Genomic DNA, 16931 nt, shown 5'->3' with positions numbered 1-16931 from the left:
GCCTCAGGTCTTCGGACGCAGCGCGTCCGGCGCGGCGGGTTCGACGTCCGGGGCGGCCGGGGGCGGCTCGGTGACGGCGATCTGGTGGATCAGGAATTCGCCGCCTTCGGAATCGTCCAGGTCGATGCGGATCTGGTCGATCAGCGAGGTCGTCCAGTCATCCCCGCCCATCACCGGCTCGGCCATGTCGAAGGCCAGCACCACCGTCTCGTTCACCAGCGGCTGCGAACCGGCGGGAGGCTTGTCCATGAACTCGGCGGCCTCGCCATGGGCGGCCGTCGAATAGTGCAGCGAGCCGTCCCAGATCTCGGCGGCGCGCAGGCGGGTGAGGCGCACCAGGACGAGACTGAAACGGGCCCCGTCGAGCTCCAGTCCGCTGGGGCTGCGAATGGCGGCGTCGACGGCGCGCTCGGCCACGCGCAGGCCCGCGGTCTCCGCCGGCAGGAGTTCTCCGCCGCTCATGACGAAGCCGTCCGTGGACCCGTCGAAGGTCCAGAGGCGGCCGGCCTTCAGCGGCTGACCGCGCCAGGTGAAGGCCTCGGCCGACGCGTCCCAGCCGAAGGGGCCGGCGCGCTCCACGGCGTCGTCGGCGGAGAGGTTGGCGGGAGGCAGGCCGGTGGCGGGGGCGGGTTGAGGCGTTGGATTCCGCTGCGGCTCGCGCGGACGCGGCTCGTCGCACCCGGCGAGGAGAAGGCCTGCGGCGACGAGGGCGAGGAGCGGGCCCGGCAGTTTCGAGCCGGCCGGTTTCGAGCGGGCGGGTTGCGGGCGGGCGAGCGGCATGGGTGCGCCTCCGTTCGGCCAGTCAGCGCAGCCGGCGCCGAAAGCGGCCGTAGGGGGGTTCGAGGGCCAGATAGAGGAGGCCCGACAGCGCCGCGACGTCGAGGAAGTACAGATATCGATAGTCGCAGGCGAGAGAGATTACGGCGAAGGAGGCCGTGAAGGCGAGCGCCGACAGCAGCATGGCGGCGATGACCAGGTCCGTCGCCTCGCCCCGCCAGACGAGCACGCCCGCCACCACGAGGGCGATCAGGGCGTAGAAGACGTGCGAGAAGACCGGCGTGTCCAGGAACCAGGTGGCGTAGTTGTAGAGGGCCTGGTCCTGCGGCTCGACCGTCTGGATCAGGTTGAGGCTGGCGATCAGGGGCTCGGGGCCCGCAACCCCCACATAGACCGGCAGGCAGGAGTCGATCTTCGGCGTCGCGAACACCTGCAGGAAGACGGCCCAGCGGTGCTTCAGATAGGCGTCGGGATGCTCCAGGACGATGTCGCGCCACTGCTGGAACACCGTGGCGTCGGAGAGCTTCCACAGCCGGCCGATCTCGGGGTCCCGGCCCATATAGTCGACCCGCTCAGGGGTGTAGAGCGCGGTGGCGCGGTAGCGGATGGTGCGCTCCGCCTCCGGATCGGCGGCCCGGATGTGGTCGAGCGGCAAGGTGGGCTTGGCGGCCACGGAGCCCGCGATGTCGTAGTGCGCGATGATGCGGATGCCGCGCGCGGCGCCCTTGTCGGGTCCCGCCTGCGGCGGCGCGGCCAGGACGGCCATGAGGCTGGAGAGGGCGAGGGTGGCCACCAGCCCGCCCAAACCCCAGACGAGGCTGGACCGCCATCCGCGAAGGCGCGCCGTCCAGGCCAGGACGAGGGCTGCGAAGACGATGACGATCAGTCCGTTCTGACGCGTCTGGGCCGCCACGGCGAAGGCGAGCATGGCGCCGGCCAGGGCGAGCCACGGGCGCCGCGGCCCGTCCCAGACCCTGACCGCCTGGGCGAGGCAGGCGAAGCCGGCGATGGCGAGATTGGCGAACAGCACGTCCTTCCAGACGATGCCCTGGTAGATCAGCAGGATGGGCGAGAGCACCATCAGCACGGCCAGGGCCACCGAGGGCCAGGAGACGTGCCGGCGCAGGCTGCGGAAGGAGAGGAGGCTGCCGGTCAGCAGGAAGCCGCTCGCGGCCACATAGAGGCCGGTTCCGGGGACCACCTCGTCGAACGCCCCGAGGATCCAGGCATAGACCACCGGCCCCCAGGTCTCGCGCACCTCGAAACGCCCCTCGCGAAGCTGGGCGAGCGAGTCGTAGGACAGGTGACCCGGCAGGTTGAAGGCCAGCATCAACACGTAGCCGGTCAGCAGCACGGCCCCGAGCGCCTGGCTCGCCGTGAAGCTCGGCTTCGGCAGGATCTTCATCGTGGTTTCTCGCCCCTCAACGGGCCACTCGTACGATGGGCGGGGCGGTCCAGAAAAGAGGCAATCGCCGCCATTGGCGCAGCCCTGCTTTCATGGTCATTTGCCACGATGAGCACGGACGGACTGGAGATCAGGCCCGCGGGCGTTTCCGCCGGCCAGCTGAACGCCTATTCCGAACTGCTGTCGCGCGTCTTCGGCGCCTCCTCGAAGTTCACCCCCGAAGCGATCGCCTGGCGCTATCGCGACAATCCCGCCGGCGAGGTGGTCGGGGCCGACGCCTGGGCGGGCGAGACGCTGGCGGCGCACTATGTGACCTGCCCCATGACGGCCGAGGTCGAGGGGCGGACGCTCACGGGCCTCCTCTCCCTCAACACCGCCACCCACCCGGACTTTCAGGGCCGGGGCCTCTTCACCCGTCTGGCGCAGGCGACCTACGAGGACGGCGCGGCGCGCGGCTACGCGTTCGTCATCGGCGTGGCCAACGCCCAGAGCACGCCGGGCTTCCTCCGGAAGCTCGGCTTCCAGCACGTCGCGCCCCTGGAGGCCGGCGTCCTGACCCACACGCCGCGACGGTTCGCAGCGACGCCCGTGGCCTTCGCCGGCGCCTGGACGCCGGAAATGCTGGCCTGGCGGCTGCTCAATCCGGCCGCGGACTATCGGGCCAGCCGGCACGGAGAACTGACCGCCGTCTGGGCCGACACCCACCTGCCCGGCATACGCTGCGTCGCCTTCCTGGCGGGGCCGCCGCCCGAGACCCTGCATGCCCGGCCGCTGGGTCTTTCGCTGTACCTGGGCCTCGACCCGCGGCTGAACCTGGGCCGGCTCGGCCTCGTCCGCCTGCCGGAGCGCCTTCGGCCCTCGCCGCTCAACCTGATCTACCGGCCCCTTGGCGAGGCCGCCCCGCGCCAGCTGGACGCCCGCGCCGTGGCGCTGAACTTCCTCGACTTCGATCCCTACTGAGATGGCGGTCGTCTACGTTCTGGCCCATTTCGACGACGAATACGCCGCCCTGCCGCTGATCCGCGAGGCGCAGGCGCGCGGACAGGCGCAGCACTTCCTCTATCTGGCCGACTATCGAAGCCCGCAGATCGCCGCGCGCCGGCTGGCGGAGACCCGCGCCTTCCTCCGCCGCCTGGGCCTGCCGCCCGAGGCCGCCCGGCACGTGGGTCTCGGCTCCGGCGCCCAGGACGGCCAGCTCCATCGCCACGCCGCGGGGCTGATTCCGCGCCTCGACGCCGCGCTGGCCGCGGTCGGACCGGCGGAGCGGTTCGTCGTCGCCGCCTGGGAAGGCGGCCACCCGGACCACGACGTCGTGGCCGCCCTGGCGGCGCGGGCGGCGCGCGGCGCGCCCATCGAGCAGTTCGCCCTCTACAACCGCCGCGGCCTTGCCGCCCTTCCCTTCCAGGCCGGCGTCCCGATCCCGGAGAACGGCCCGGTGCGCAGGGTCCGGCTGAGCGCGCGCCACTGGCTGGCCTGGGCCGCCGCGGTCGTCGACTATCCCTCCCAGGCCAAGACCTGGCTGGGGTTGTGGCCGTCCATGTTCGCCAACTACCTGCTGCGCGGCGGCTATGGCGCGCAGGGTCTCGACCCGGCCCGGCTCGAAGCGCGGCCCCACGAGGGGGACCTGCTCTATGAGCGGCGGTTCGGCGTCTCCTACGCGGAGGTGGCGCGCGCCGTGGCCGCGGTCAGGTCCGCCCCTGGGCCTGCATGACGACCAGCAGCCCGAGGATCATCAGGCCGTAGCCGGCGACATAGCGCCAGCTCATCGGCTCCTTGAAGATGAAGTAGGCGAACACCGGCACCAGGGACGACCCCACCACGGCGAAGGCGTAGGCCCGCGACAGCGGCACCCGCGTGAGGATGTAGAACCAGAACAGGGCCGTCAGTCCGTACCAGGCGAAGGCCCCCAGCAGGGGCAGGTTCTTGAGCAGGCGTAGAGGGAGCGCGCCGTCGAGCCGGGCGTGGGTCAGGGCCGCCCATTTGAACATCACCTGCCCGGTCGGCATGATCACCGCGAACAGGCAGCACAGCAGGAGGTCGCGCAGGCTCATGCGCTCCGCGGCCCCGCATCGGCGGCCGCCTCGGCCTCGGCATGCGCAGCGGCCTCGATCCGCTCCAGCGTGCGCAGATAGGGATGGATAGGCCGCGTCGGCACGTTGACGACGTCGAAGTTCATCGCCTGCAGCAGGAGCTGGACCCCGATGATGACCGGCAGGGCCGCGGCCATGACCACGCCGGCCGACGCGGCCTGGCCCGGCTCGCGCACGGCGATCCAGTGCAGGGCGTAGAGGGCGCCGAAGGCCAGGAAGGCGGCGCCGAAGATGAGCTCCAGGGTCGCCACGTTGAAGTCGCGCACGAAGTACTGGCCAAGCACCCGGCGGACGAAGTTCTGCAGGTGCCTGAGCGCGAAGGGGGCGACCACCGACCTGACGCTGAGATTGCTGACTTCGTCGCCGTAGCGCGCGGGGATGGGCACGTCGCGGACGACCGCGCGCAGGGTGCCCAGGTGGTAGAGCAGGTCGGTTTCGAAGAAGAACCGCTTGGCCACCCGTTTCTGGGTCACGAGCCGGGCGACGCTCGCCTCGATCGCCGTGAAGCCGTTCGTCGGATCGAAGCTGGTCCAGTACCCCGTGGACAGCTTGGCCAGGAAGCTGAGGCCCGCATTGCCGAAGATGCGCACCCTCGGCATGGACTGGAGATGGCTGATGGAGGTGAAGCGGTTGGCCTTGGCGTAGTCGGCCTCGCCCAGCAGGATCGGCGCGACCAGTTGCGGCAGATAGGCCAGGTCCATCTGGTCGTCGCCGTCGACCTTCACCAGAATCCGCCCGCCCAGCCGGGCGGCCTCGGCATAGCCCGCCATTGTGGCGCCGCCGACGCCCTGATTCTGGGGCAGGCGCAGGACGCGCACGCGCGGATCGCGCGTCTGCGCCTCGATGAAATCGCCCGAACCATCGGGACAGGCGTCGTCGACGCAGACGATCCCTTCGACCCAGGGCGGGGTTCGGGCGATGACCTTCAGGATATGGTCGCGGACCTTGTAGCAAGGGATGACGAGCCACACGCCCGCGCCTTCCAGCGCCGGCTCGCCGACGCGCAGTTCATAGGCGGGCCCGGCCGGGGGCCGGGTGATCTGATCCATGGACGACATCGGCGGCGACCCCCTGGGCTGGGGGCTAGCACGCGCCTGGGTCGGTGGAAAGTCGCAGGTCGGGCGCCATGCTTGCGCCGCAAAAATGCACCTGATACCAGCGGCGCTCGCTTTGGGAGACCCCATGGAATCCGCTCAACACATGCTGCGGACCGGACGGCGGGGAACGCTGTTCGAGTTCAGCATGGCGCTGCGGGACCTCGCTACGTCCTGGGACCGCCGCGGCCTGGCCTGGTCGCTCGCCTGGCACGACGTGGTTTCACGCTACCGCGGCTCCATCCTCGGCCCGTTCTGGATCACCATTTCCATGGGCCTGATGGTGCTCGGCATCGGCGTGCTCTACGCCAAGCTGTTCGGCCAGCCGGTGGCCGACTTCATGCCTTTCGTGGCCATCGGCATCGTCTCCTTCGGCCTGATCGCCACGACGATCAACGAGGGCTGCGAGACCTTCGTTCAGGCTTCGCACATGCTGAGCCAGACGGCCCTGCCGATGTTCACCTTCATCTGGCGGACCGTGCTGAGGAATCTGATCGCGCTCGCCCACCACGCGGTGATCATCGTGGCGGTGATCGTCGTCTTCGGGCTGTGGCGCGACATGAACCCCTTCCTGTCGCTGGGGGGCCTGCTGCTGACCGTGGTCAATCTGTCGTGGATCAGCATGCTGGCGGCCATCACCTCGGCGCGTTTCCGCGACGTTCCGCAGTTCGTCGCCTCGGTGATGCAGTTCGCCATCTTCATGACGCCGGTCTTCTGGAAGCCGGACGCCTTTCCCGAGCGCCACGCCCTCCTGACGCTCAACCCCTTCTATCACATGCTGACCTCCATCCGTGCGCCCCTGCTGGGCGATCCGGTGGATGGCCTGTCCTATATCATCCTGGCCGTAATGGCCGTGGCCGGCTGGGCGGTGACCTTCTCGCTGTTCGCGGTCACCCGCCGACGGATCGTGCACTACCTATGAAGCCGCCCCAAGTTTCGGTCTCCGTCACCGACCTGACCCTGCGCTTCCCCGTCTATGGGGTGGACGCCAAGTCGCTGAAGAAGAACATCGCCCGCGTGGCGGTGGGCGGCCGCCTGGGCGCCAGCAACACCGGTTCGACCGAGGTCACCGCCCTCTCCAACCTGAACCTGAACCTCCGGGCCGGCGATCGCCTGGGCCTGATCGGCCACAACGGTTCGGGCAAGACGACCCTGCTGCGCGCGCTGTCGGGGGCCTATGAGCCCGACGAGGGCCAGATCGAGGTGCGCGGCCGCATCGCCGCCCTGCTCGACCTGTCGCTCGGCATCGATCCTTCGGCCACCGGCGTGGACAACATCCGCCTGCGCGGGCGCATCGCCGGCATGTCCTCGAAGGAGATCGAGGAGAAGATGGACGAGATCGCCGAGTTCAGCGGCCTCGGCCCCTTCCTCGCCATGCCGATGAAGACCTATTCGGCGGGCATGCAGGCGCGCCTGGCCTTCGCCGTCGCCACAGCCGTCGAGGCCGACGTGCTGCTGATGGACGAATGGATCTCGGTCGGCGACGCCGACTTCCAGAAGCTGGCCCATCGTCGCCTGCTGAACCTGGTGGAGCGGGCCGGCATTCTGGTGCTGGCGTCGCACGACACCGAACTGTTGCGCCTCTACTGCAACAAGGTGATGCGGCTGGAGGGCGGAGTCGCGTCCGAGATCAAGGACATCCGCCGTCTCGACGAGCTGTTGAACGCCGCCTGACATTGCCGCACGCAAGCTGCGGCTGTTAGACGAGGGGCGGTCGCCGGGGAGGGGTGCGCTTGGACGTCGTCTTCACCATCGTCTCGCGCAACTACGCCGCCCAGGCCGCCGTGCTCATGCGCAGCCTGGCGCAGGCGGAGCCCGACTGCGCCCGGGTGGTGATCGGGGCCGACGGCCCCATTCCCGAGCTCGAGCCCTATGCCCGCGTGATGGAGGCCCGCGAAACGGGCGCGCCGGTCGCGGCGATGAGCGTCTATTACGACGCCCTGGAGCTGAACACGGCGGTCAAGCCGCACGCCTTCCGCCGGCTGCTGGCGGAGCCGGGCGTGACGTCGGTCACCTATCTCGACCCGGACATCTTCGTCTATGCGCCCCTGGACGAGGTGCGCCGCGGCCTGGACGAGGCGCCGCTGGTCCTCATTCCGCACCTGACGCGGCCGCTGGCGGGCGAGGCCAACCCCAACGACCACACCATCCTCACCTCCGGCGGCTTCAACCTCGGCTTCATGGCGGCCCGGCGCGAGGACCAGGTCTTCGCCCTGCTGGACTGGTGGGCGGAGAAGTGCCGCTTCGACTGCCGGGTGGACTTCCAGAACGGCCTCTTCACCGACCAGAAATGGATGGACCTGGCGCCGGGCCTGGTCAGCGACCTCGCCATCCTGCGCGATCCGGGGCTCGACATCGCCTATTGGAACCTGGAGGGCCGCACGCTCTCGCACGGGCCGGACGGCTGGCGCGTGAACGGCCGGCCGCTCGTCTTCTTCCACTTCTCCGGCTTCGATCCGGCGCGGCCCGAGGTGCTGAGCAAGCATCAGGACCGCATCGTCACACCGCCGGGCTCGCCCCTCGCCCGCCTGCTCGCCGACTACGCCAAGGCCCTGCTCGACAACGGCCACGCCCAGGCGAGCCGCACCCCCTACGCCTACGCCGCCTTCCCCTCGGGGCGGCCCGTCACCGGCGCGATGCGCCGCCGGGCCCTGCGGGCGGCGCGCGAGGGCCTGCGCTTCGACGCCGGGCTGTCGAACCAGGTCGAGGCCTGGCTGGACGGCCCCGACCCGCTGGGCGCCTCCGAAGGCCTGCCCGACGTGACCCGCGAGATGGACCAGGTGTGGCGCGAAGACGCCTTCGCCGCCGCCCGCTTCGCGCGGGACAGTCTGGACGACCGCCTGGCCTTCCACGCCTGGTTCGGCGAGCGCCGGCAGACGCAGGAGGCGTCGCGCCAGGCCGCGGAAGCGCTGCTGGAGGCCTGGCGCGCCGGCACGCGGCACGCCGTGCCGTGGCCGCAGGAGGATCGGCCCTGGACCGGCGCGGCCGCCGGGGTGGAGGACTGGCTGACCGCCCCCGGGGAACGGCCGCTGCCCCGCGCGGCGGCGGCGCTGCTCTCCGTGCGTTCCGATCTGCGGGCGCGCTTCGACGGGGCGCCGCCCGAGACGCTCTTCGCCTGGCTGATCGGTCCCGAGGCCCAGGCGCGCCGCTTCGCGCCCGCCCTGGTCGACGGCGCCGCCCGGCTGCGGCTCTCGGACGGGGGCGCGAGCCTGATCCAGGCGGCGCGCTTCGCGCACGCCGCCGAACCCGGCCTCTCGCCGCTCAAGCTTCAGATCAGCGCCGGCTACGGCCTGGGCGTCCGCGCCGGCTGGACCAGCGACATGCTGCGCGAGGTCCGGCGCGACGGCGACCATCCGGTGGGTAGCCTTTCCTCCCCCTACCCCTTCCCGCGCGTCCTGCTGTGGATCTGGGAGAGCCGGCCGGACCTGCAGCGGCTCTTTCCCGTCCACACGGCCCTGGGACGGCTGCGCTATCTGCGCTGGCTCATCGGCGGCGGCTTCGCCGAGTACGACATCGAGACCGACGGCCTGCCGGAGTCCCTGACCCACAGCGCGGCCTTTGCGACCACGCGCCTCAGCGTCCGCAACGCCGCGCCGACGGCCCGCGCCGGCCGGCCCGCCCGGATCGCCGCGGTCGTCGTGGTCGAAACGCTCACCAAGGACATGGCCGCCTGGCCCAACGGCGTCCTGGTCTTCGAGGCGGCCTGCGGAAAGCTGCGGCGGCCGGACGGCGCGCCTGTCGGAGAAGTGGCCGCCGACATGGCCATCTTCGCCACCCGCCCGGCCTTCGCGCCGGCCGACGCCATTTCCCTGATCGCCCATGGCGTCCGGTGGGAAAGGGCTGCGGGCGCCTGGGCCTCGGACGGCCTCTGCGGCCTGGCCGACGGTCATCCCGCCTGGGGATTCGTGGACGAGGTCTGGACCGACCGCCCCTGCGATCACGCCGCGCCGCGACCGGTGCGCGCCCTGTCGCCCGAAGCGCCGCTGCAGGCCCAGCTGGCCGGACTGATCGCCGCATGAGCCTTCTGGGCCAGGCCCGCCGCGTCTGGCGCGGACTGGCGCCCGAGGGCGTGCGCCGACTGGCCCAGCCGATCCTCGCCCCGATGCTCGAGGCCCACGTCCGCCGGCAGGCCCGCAAGCCTCACGGCGCCGATGGGGCGGCGGGCGGTCCGATCCGCATCGTCGGCTATTTCGAGGGGAGCCACGGCATCGCCGCCTCGGCCAGGCTGGCGGCGCGCGCCTTCGAGGCTCTCGGCGTGCCGGTGGAGCGGATGGACGCCGCCGGGGCCGCCTTCTCCTGGGCGCCGGCGGGCCCCGCGCCCTCGCCCGCCTCGGCCTGGATCTTCCACCTCAACGCCCCCGAGATGCTGGCCGCGCTCGGCCAGATGGGGCCCCGACGGGTCGTCGGTCCGCGCTATGGCTACTGGGCCTGGGAGTTGCCGAGGGCGCCGAAACCCTGGCTGAGCGACGCCGCCATGGCCGACGAGGTCTGGGTCCCCAGCCGCTACGTGGCGCAGAGCCTGGCGGGCGCGCGGGCGCCGGTTCGGGTGGTGCCCCACCCCCTCTTCCTGGAGGACTATGCCGAGGTCGTTCCCGCGCCGAAGCGGGCGGCGTTCCAGGCGGTGGCCCTGTTCGACTTCAATTCCTCGGCCGCGCGGAAGAACCCGCAGGGCGCCATCGCCGCCTTCGTCCAGGCCTTCGGCGCGGATCCGGCCGCCCGGCTCGTCCTGAAGACGCAGAACGGCGCCCTCCACCCGCAGGCCCTCGCCGCCCTCCGCCGGGGGGCCCCCGACAATGTCGAGATCATCGATGCGAGCTGGCCCTATTCGCAGGTGAAGGCGCTCATCGCCGGGTCCGACGTGCTCCTGTCTCTCCACCGTGCGGAAGGCTTCGGCCTGACCCCGGCCGAGGCGCTGGCGCTCGGCACGCCGGTGATCGCCACCGACTGGTCCGGCGTCAGCGACTTCCTGGATTCGAGCGTGGCGATCATGGTCCCGGCCGGCCGCACGCCGGTGGACGACCCCCAGGGCATCTATCGCGGCCAGGAATGGGCCGAGCCGGACATCGCCTTCGCCGCCCGGGCCCTGACCGAGCTGAGGGATGACCCCGCCCGCGGACGTTCGCTCGCCGCGGCGGGTCGGCGGCGCGTGACCGAGCGGCTTTCGCCCCAGGCCTGGTTCACCACCCTGCCCGAGGCGGTCAAGACCGCCGCCATGCGCGCCGTGGGCGAGCACAAGCGAGCGCCCGCCCGATCCGTCTAGGCCGGGCGCCAGGCCTCGGCGGCCGCATAGAGCTCATACTCCCACGGAAACAGAGCGGCGTAGGCGGCGCGGTGCGGCGCGTAGTCCTCGTCCGGGTCGCCCGCCCGCTGCGGTTCGCCGGCCGTGTTCACCCACTGCGCATCGGCCTTCGGACGGGACAGGATATCGGCCAGCCGGCCGACATCCGAGGCGAAGCGCTCCAGAAGGCCGACGAAGACGAAGCCACGGTCGAAGGCTTGCGCCGGAGGGGCGGCGAACGGCAGCTGGGCGGAGGTTCCGAAGGGGTCTTCCTGCTCGACCGCGAAGGCGTGGCGGCGGCGCATCCAGGTTTCGAAGCTCGGCCCGTCGTCCAGCTCCGGCACATGGCCCCCGGCGCGCTTCTGGTAGTGCAGATACTTCCACTGCGAAACGAAGCGGTCGAACGGCTCTCTCAGGAAGACGATGAAATCCTCCGCGTCGGGATAGTAGTCGCGCACCCCGATGCCGCGCACCCGGTTGAAGTGCCCATGAACGCAGTCGCCGGGCTGCGGCTGGAACCGTTCCGGCGGCTCCCCCTGCAGTCCGCGATAGTGGAGCTTGAGGCCTTCCCCGAACCAGTCCTGCAGCGTCTTTCGGAGGCTCGACCCGGCGGCCTTGGGCACGTGCAGCGAGTAGAGCGGCCGATCGGGCCTGTAGGGGTTCGCCGGCATGTCAGCAGCTAGTCCGTTCGCAGATGGGGGCGCGCGGCGCGCCTTTCCCGCCTGCCATAGCGGCAATGGCGCCGCCAGGCCAATCCGCCGGAACCCGCGCCTAGAGATCGAACCTCACGCCCTGGGCCAGCGGCAGGGTCTTGCCGTAGTTCACCGTGTTGGTCGTCCGGCGCATATAGGCCTTCCACGAGTCCGAGCCCGCCTCCCGGCCGCCGCCGGTCTCCTTCTCGCCGCCGAAGGCCCCGCCGATCTCGGCGCCCGACGGGCCGATATTGACGTTGGCGATGCCGCAGTCGGACCCTTCCATTGAGACGAAACGCTCGGCCTCGCGCAGGTCGAGGGTGAAGATGGAGGACGACAGCCCCTGGGGCGCGGCGTTCTGCAGGGCGATGGCCTCGTCCAGGTCGGAATAGCGCATCACATAGAGGATCGGCGCGAAGGTCTCGCGCAGCACGACCGGCGTCTGCTCGGCCATCTCGACAAGGGCGGGGCGAACATAGCAGCCGGGCGCTTCCAGGCGCTCGCCGCCCTGGAAGGCGCCGCCCTGGGCGCGCGCCTCCTCCAGCGACCTGGCCATGCCCGCGGCCGCGGCCTCGTCGATCAGCGGCCCGACCAGCACGCCCTCGGCGCGGGGATCCCCCACGGGGACGGAGGCGTAGGCCGCCTTCAGGCGGGGCACGAACTCATCATAGACGCTGTCGTGCACGAACAGCCGGCGCAGCGTCGTGCAGCGCTGGCCCGCCGTGCCCATGGCGGCGAAGGCGACGCCGCGCAGGGTCAGGTCGAGATCGGCCGAGGGGGTGACGATGGCGGCGTTGTTGCCGCCCAGCTCCAGCAGAGCGCGGGCGAAGCGCTGGGCGAGCCTGGGGCCCACCTGCCGCCCCATGGCCGTAGAGCCGGTGGCCGAAACGAGGGGCACGCGCGCGTCGTCGACGATGGCTTCGCCGACCTCGCGGCCGCCGATCAGGACCGTCGAGAGGCCCTCCGGCGCCTCGCCGAAGCGGGCCGCGGCGCGCTCGAACACCGCCTGGACGGCGAGCGCGGTGAGCGGCGTCTTCTCCGAGGGCTTCCAAACCACCGGATCGCCGCAGACGAAGGCGAGCGCCGCATTCCACGACCAGACGGCCACGGGAAAGTTGAAGGCGGTGATGACGCCCACGACGCCCAGCGGATGCCAGGTCTCCATCATCCGGTGCTCGGAACGTTCCGTGGCGATGGTCAGGCCGAAGAGCTGGCGGGAGAGACCCACGGCGTAGTCGCAGATATCGATCATCTCCTGGACTTCGCCCAAGCCTTCGGAGGTCACCTTGCCGGCCTCCAGGCTGACCAGGCGACCGAGCGCGTCCTTCGAGGCGCGCAGCTCCTCGCCGAGCAGGCGGACGAGCTCGCCACGGCGCGGCGCGGGGATCTTGCGCCAGGCGAGGAAGGCCTCGTGGGCCCGGGCGATGGCGGCCTGCGCGTCCGCCGCCGACGCGTCATGGACCTGGGCGATCACCTCGCCGCTGATCGGCGAGCGGACGGCGCGGTTTCCGCCCGTCCAGAGGGCGCGGTCGACGCCAAGGGTCTCCAGGGTGCGGACGACGTCCTCGGCCACGTCGGCGGCGGGCGCGGGTTTCAGCGAAAGGGTCATGGGAACTCCTGCGTCAGGCCGTGCGGCGGGCGTCTTCGTCGGCGGCGTACCAGCGGCCGAAGCGGTTAGCGAGGAAGCGCTCCAGCGGAATGTCCTCCTGGCGTACGAAGCCCCGCTGGGGCAGGTCGCCCGCCGCCAGCATGTCGGCGACGGCGCAGACGGAAGCGGCCGTGGTGATCTGGATGGCGCTCATCAGCTTGCCGCCGACAGCTTGCGCATAGATGCGGTTGACGTAGGTCTCCTGCATCAGGGCGCCGTCGCGCAGGCCGCTGACGGTGACGAAGACGATGACCACGTCCTGCAGGGTGGCCGGGACGGCGTGCTCGAGAATGTCCTTGAGCAGGTCGCGCCGGTCGGAGAGGCGCAGGTCCGACAGCAGGGTCTTCATGATCGCCGCATGTCCGGGATAGCGGATGGTGCGGTAGTTCAGGTTGCGCACCTTGCCGGCCAGGGTCTCGCACAGGCTGCCCAGGCCGCCGGAGGTGTTGAAGGCCTCATAGGCGACGCCGTCGAGGGCGAACTCCTCGCGTCCTTCCAGGGCCGGAACCTCGCGCCGCTCGCCCTGGACGATGGCCTCGCAGGGCTCGCAGTACTCGTTGATGACGCCCTCGGTGCTCCAGGTCAGGTTGTAGTTCAGCCCGTTGGACGGATAGCGCGGCAGGGCGCCGACGCGCAGGCGCACGTCGTGCAGCTCGTCGAAGCGAGCCGCAAGATCGGCGGCCACGATGCTGATGAAGCCGGGCGCCAGGCCGCACTGGGGGATGAAGGCGCCGGTGGCGTCCCTGGCCAGCTCACGGACCTGCCGCGTGGAGGCGACGTCCTCGGTCAGGTCGAGATAGTGGGCGCCGACCGCCTTCACCGCCTGGGCGATGGGCACGGTCAGCTGGTAGGGCGCGGCGCTGATGACGGCGAAGACGTCCTTCAGCTTGGCCGCGAGCGCGGCCGGATCGGAGACGTCGACGGCGATCCTCTCCACGCCTTCGCCGGTCTTGAGCGCGGCCAGCCGCACCTCGTCGCGATCGACGACGGCGACGGCGTAGGCGCCGGAGCTCTGCAGCATGTCGACGATGGCCGAGCCGATCTTTCCGGCCCCGATGACGGCGATCTTGCGCATGGACGTCCTCCCTGCCGCGGAGTGCGGCGGAAGCAGATTCCACTGCCCCGTCGTCGGTCTCAATTGCACTTTCGTCGAAGCGGCCGCATGGTTTCGGCGATATGACGACGATCTCTGGACATCTTGCCGATGGATGACCTCGACGAGCGGCTCCTGGCCCGCCTGCGGGAAAACGCCCGCGCGCCGGTGGCCGAGCTGGCCCGGGCGCTCGGCCTGTCGCGCACCACCGTCCAGAGCCGCATTGCGCGGCTGGAGCGGACCGGCGTCATCGCCGGCTACGCCGTCCGCACCTCCGAGGCGCACGAGCGGGGCCAGATCCACGCCTTTGTCCTTCTGACCGTCGAGCCGAAGGCCGCGGGGATCGTGGCGGCCGAAATGAAGAAGATGCCGGGGGTCCGGCGGCTGCAGTCGGTCAGCGGCGCCTTCGACCTGATCGCCACCGTCGCGGCCCCGGACGTGGCCGCCATGGACGCCCTGATCGACCAGATCGGCGCCTTGGAGGGCGTGGAGCGGACCAACTCCTCGATCGTGCTCTCCACCAAGTTCGACCGCTGAGCGCCGCCGCAGGAACCGCCGCCGGCGCCCGCGGATTGCTGCTGGCGAACGAGGAGCCAGCCATGAACGACAACCGCGAACAGTTCCGCGAGAACGCCGAGAAGGTCGCCCGCCAGGAGCGCGGCGTCCAGGACCAGGTCGAGCGCGCCGAACGCGCCTCCTTCCAGGACGACGACGCGCCCAAGGCCATGCAGGCCGGCGCCCGAGAGTACCCCGTCCCGCCGCTGACCCAGCAGCACCTGGAAAAGCCCGGCGTCGAGGCCGACCTGAAGCTGGAGCCCATGTATGACGCGCCCTTCTACAAGGGGTCGGGCAAGCTGGAGGGCTTCGGGACCCTCGTCACCGGCGGCGATTCCGGCATCGGCCGGGCGGTCGCGGTGCTGTTCGCCCGCGAGGGCGCGGACGTGGCCATCGCCTATCTCGACGAGCACGAGGACGCCGAGGCGACCAAGGCCGCGGTCGAGAAGGAAGGCCGCCGCGCCATCCTGCTGCCGGGCGACGTGGCCGATCCCGCCTATTGCAGAGACGCCGTCGCCAGAACGGTTGAGACCTTCGGCCGGCTGGACGTTCTGGTCAACAACGCCGCCTTCCAGGAGCACGAGCACAGCTTCGAGGACCTGACCGAGGACCACTTCGACCGGACGATCAAGACCAACCTCTACGGCTACTTCCACATGGCCAAGGCCGCCGTGCCGCACATGAAGCGCGGCGCCTCCATCGTCATGACCGGCTCGGTGACCGGCCTTCTCGGCAACAAGGCCCTGGTGGACTATTCGCTCACCAAGGGCGGCATCCACGCCTTCGCCCGTTCGCTGGGCTCTCATCTGGTGGACAAGGGCATCCGGGTGAACGCCGTGGCCCCCGGCCCCGTGTGGACGCCGCTGAACCCGGCCGACAAGATGGACATCACCAAGTTCGGCGCCGGCACGCCCATGGGCCGCCCGGCCCAGCCCGAGGAACTGGCGCCGGCCTATGTCTTCCTCGCCTCGCCCCAGACGGCCAGCTACATCACCGGCGAAATCCTGCCCGTGATCGGCGGCTATAGCGGCGGGTGAAATCGGCGATGCGGCGGCGAACGGTTGAAGCGTTGCCGCGTTCAACCGGGCGATGACCCAATCCTCAGAGTCCCGCGCCGGCTCCGCCCTCTCGCCGGCCTTCGTTCGCCGCGTCCTGTTCCTGGTGGGCGTGGGCATTGTCCTGCTGGCCGCCTGGCAGCTGCTCGACGTCCTGCTGCTCGCCTTCGGCGCCGTGATCGTCGCCGTGGTCCTGCGCAGCCTGTCCGAGCCGATCGAGAAGCACACGCCGCTCGGGCAGGGGTCGTCCCTGGCCGCCGCGGGCCTCCTCATCGTCGTGCTCTTCACGGGCGCCGGCTGGCTGTTCGGGGCGACGGTTTCGGCCCAGGTCGAGGATCTGACGGAGCGCCTGCCGAAAACGCCGGCGGAATTCCGCGCCGTCGTCGGCGAGCTGCCCATGGCCGACACCATCATGGCCCAGGTGAACGGCTTCGACCTGCAGAGCGCCGGCAGCGCCGCGGGCCCCATACAGAGCATCGCCGGCCGGATCGGCGGCTACGCCATGACGGTTGTGGGCGCCCTCGCCAACCTGCTCGTGGTCATCTTCGCCGGCATCTATCTGGCGGTTCACCCCCGCGCCGCCCGCAACGGCCTCCTGGCCCTCGTGCCGCGGGGACCGCGCGAGCCGCTCGCCCACGCCCTGGACACCAGCGGCCGGGCGTTGAGCCGCTGGCTGCTCGGCCAGTTCGCCTCCATGACCATCGTCGGCGTGCTGACGGGGCTGGGCCTCTGGGCCATCGGCCTGCCCTCCCCGGCGGCGCTCGGCCTCTTCGCCGGCATCGTCGCCTTCGTGCCCGTGGTGGGGCCGATCATCTCCGTGATCCCCGCCGCCCTCATCGCCCTGCAGGAGGGGCCGATGATGGTGGTCTGGACCATCCTGGTCTACATTGCCGTCCAGCAGGTGGAGAGCAACCTCACCTATCCCCTGATCCAGAAGAAGGCCGCCGACCTGCCGCCGGCGCTCACCCTCTTCGCCGTGCTCGGCTTCGGCGTGCTCTTCGGCCCGCTCGGCGTCGTCCTCGCCGCGCCCCTGATGGTCGTCCTCTATGTGCTGGTGAAGATCCTCTACGTCCGCAACACGCTGGGCGAAGAGACCGAGGTTCCGGGCGAGAAGCGGGACTGAGGGGAGCAAGCCGGGATTGCATCCGTTGCGGAAGCGACCGGCGCCTTCCTGAGGCGGAGCCTCGCCCGCGAGCGCCGGATGCCGTGATCCGTTTTTCATCACTTTGTCCGGGATCGACGCA

Annotated in this window: 16 protein-coding genes; 9 read left to right on the top strand and 7 right to left on the bottom strand. The window is 70.9% G+C overall.

The window, feature by feature from the left end; all coding sequences use genetic code 11:
• Positions 1–3: 3 nt before the first annotated feature.
• The gene (locus H2041_RS11815; protein ID WP_293412883.1) at positions 4–780 is read right to left on the bottom strand and encodes a hypothetical protein; all 777 of its coding nucleotides are present in this window, start codon (positions 778–780) and stop codon (positions 4–6) included.
• Between the two features lie 22 nt (positions 781–802).
• Positions 803–2182 carry a hypothetical protein gene (locus tag H2041_RS11810; RefSeq protein WP_293412881.1) on the bottom strand — a complete coding sequence of 460 codons (1380 nt, stop codon included), beginning with the start codon at positions 2180–2182 and terminating at the stop codon, positions 803–805.
• Positions 2183–2290: 108 nt separating this feature from the next.
• Here H2041_RS11810 and H2041_RS11805 point away from each other — a divergent pair, with 108 nt between their 5' ends.
• Positions 2291–3142: a GNAT family N-acetyltransferase gene (locus tag H2041_RS11805; protein ID WP_293412879.1), complete on the top strand. Its 852-nt coding sequence runs from the start codon at positions 2291–2293 to the stop codon at positions 3140–3142.
• Between the two features lies 1 nt (position 3143).
• Positions 3144–3893, top strand: coding sequence for a PIG-L family deacetylase (locus H2041_RS11800; protein WP_293412877.1), 750 nt, complete (start codon positions 3144–3146; stop codon positions 3891–3893).
• On the opposite strand, the gene H2041_RS11795 is transcribed toward H2041_RS11800, so the two are convergent.
• Together H2041_RS11795 and H2041_RS11790 are read right to left on the bottom strand one after the other, a co-directional pair.
• Entirely contained in the window at positions 3868–4233 is a 366-nt protein-coding gene (locus H2041_RS11795; protein ID WP_293412875.1) for a hypothetical protein, read from the bottom strand. The two genes, H2041_RS11800 and H2041_RS11795, sit on opposite strands and share 26 nt — an antisense overlap.
• On the bottom strand, positions 4230–5321 hold the full coding sequence (locus H2041_RS11790) for a glycosyltransferase family 2 protein (RefSeq protein ID WP_293412873.1): 1092 nt from the start codon (positions 5319–5321) through the stop codon (positions 4230–4232). The genes H2041_RS11795 and H2041_RS11790 overlap by 4 nt, the downstream gene beginning before the upstream one ends.
• 133 nt (positions 5322–5454) lie before the next feature.
• Here H2041_RS11790 and H2041_RS11785 point away from each other — a divergent pair, with 133 nt between their 5' ends.
• From H2041_RS11785 to H2041_RS11770, 4 genes are read left to right on the top strand one after another with little or no spacing between them, the layout of a single operon-like run.
• A complete protein-coding gene (locus H2041_RS11785) occupies positions 5455–6288 on the top strand; it encodes an ABC transporter permease (RefSeq protein WP_293412871.1) in 834 nt (277 codons plus the stop codon).
• Positions 6285–7040 (top strand): ABC transporter ATP-binding protein, encoded by a 756-nt coding sequence (locus H2041_RS11780; RefSeq protein ID WP_293412869.1) that lies wholly within the window; start codon positions 6285–6287, stop codon positions 7038–7040. Before H2041_RS11785 ends, H2041_RS11780 begins: the two co-directional genes overlap by 4 nt.
• 59 nt (positions 7041–7099) lie before the next feature.
• Positions 7100–9385 carry a hypothetical protein gene (locus H2041_RS11775; protein WP_293412867.1) on the top strand — a complete coding sequence of 762 codons (2286 nt, stop codon included), beginning with the start codon at positions 7100–7102 and terminating at the stop codon, positions 9383–9385.
• Positions 9382–10626, top strand: a complete 1245-nt coding sequence (locus H2041_RS11770; protein ID WP_293412865.1) for a glycosyltransferase family 4 protein — start codon at positions 9382–9384, stop codon at positions 10624–10626. Before H2041_RS11775 ends, H2041_RS11770 begins: the two co-directional genes overlap by 4 nt.
• On the opposite strand, the gene H2041_RS11765 is transcribed toward H2041_RS11770, so the two are convergent.
• The 3 genes from H2041_RS11765 to H2041_RS11755 form a co-directional block, all read right to left on the bottom strand.
• Positions 10623–11315, bottom strand: coding sequence for a sulfotransferase family 2 domain-containing protein (locus tag H2041_RS11765; protein ID WP_293412863.1), 693 nt, complete (start codon positions 11313–11315; stop codon positions 10623–10625). The two genes, H2041_RS11770 and H2041_RS11765, sit on opposite strands and share 4 nt — an antisense overlap.
• A gap of 100 nt (positions 11316–11415) precedes the next feature.
• Positions 11416–12945, bottom strand: a complete 1530-nt coding sequence (locus tag H2041_RS11760; protein ID WP_293412861.1) for an aldehyde dehydrogenase family protein — start codon at positions 12943–12945, stop codon at positions 11416–11418.
• Positions 12946–12958: 13 nt separating this feature from the next.
• Positions 12959–14059 (bottom strand): saccharopine dehydrogenase family protein, encoded by a 1101-nt coding sequence (locus tag H2041_RS11755; RefSeq protein WP_293412860.1) that lies wholly within the window; start codon positions 14057–14059, stop codon positions 12959–12961.
• 129 nt (positions 14060–14188) lie between these two features.
• On the opposite strand from H2041_RS11755, the gene H2041_RS11750 reads away from it, so the two are divergent.
• The 3 genes from H2041_RS11750 to H2041_RS11740 all read left to right on the top strand — a co-directional run bounded on the left by H2041_RS11750 (position 14189) and on the right by H2041_RS11740 (position 16810).
• Positions 14189–14614, top strand: a complete 426-nt coding sequence (locus tag H2041_RS11750) for an Lrp/AsnC family transcriptional regulator (RefSeq protein WP_293412859.1) — start codon at positions 14189–14191, stop codon at positions 14612–14614.
• 62 nt (positions 14615–14676) lie between these two features.
• Positions 14677–15669 carry an SDR family oxidoreductase gene (locus H2041_RS11745; RefSeq protein ID WP_293412857.1) on the top strand — a complete coding sequence of 331 codons (993 nt, stop codon included), beginning with the start codon at positions 14677–14679 and terminating at the stop codon, positions 15667–15669.
• A gap of 52 nt (positions 15670–15721) precedes the next feature.
• A complete protein-coding gene (locus tag H2041_RS11740; RefSeq protein WP_293412855.1) occupies positions 15722–16810 on the top strand; it encodes an AI-2E family transporter in 1089 nt (362 codons plus the stop codon).
• Positions 16811–16931 lie beyond the last annotated feature (121 nt).

The organism is Phenylobacterium sp. (assembly GCF_013911965.1).
Taxonomy (GTDB): Bacteria; Pseudomonadota; Alphaproteobacteria; order Caulobacterales; family Caulobacteraceae; genus Phenylobacterium.
The sequence above is the reverse complement of the archived record's forward strand: the minus strand, read 5'-3'. Positions and strand labels throughout refer to the sequence as shown.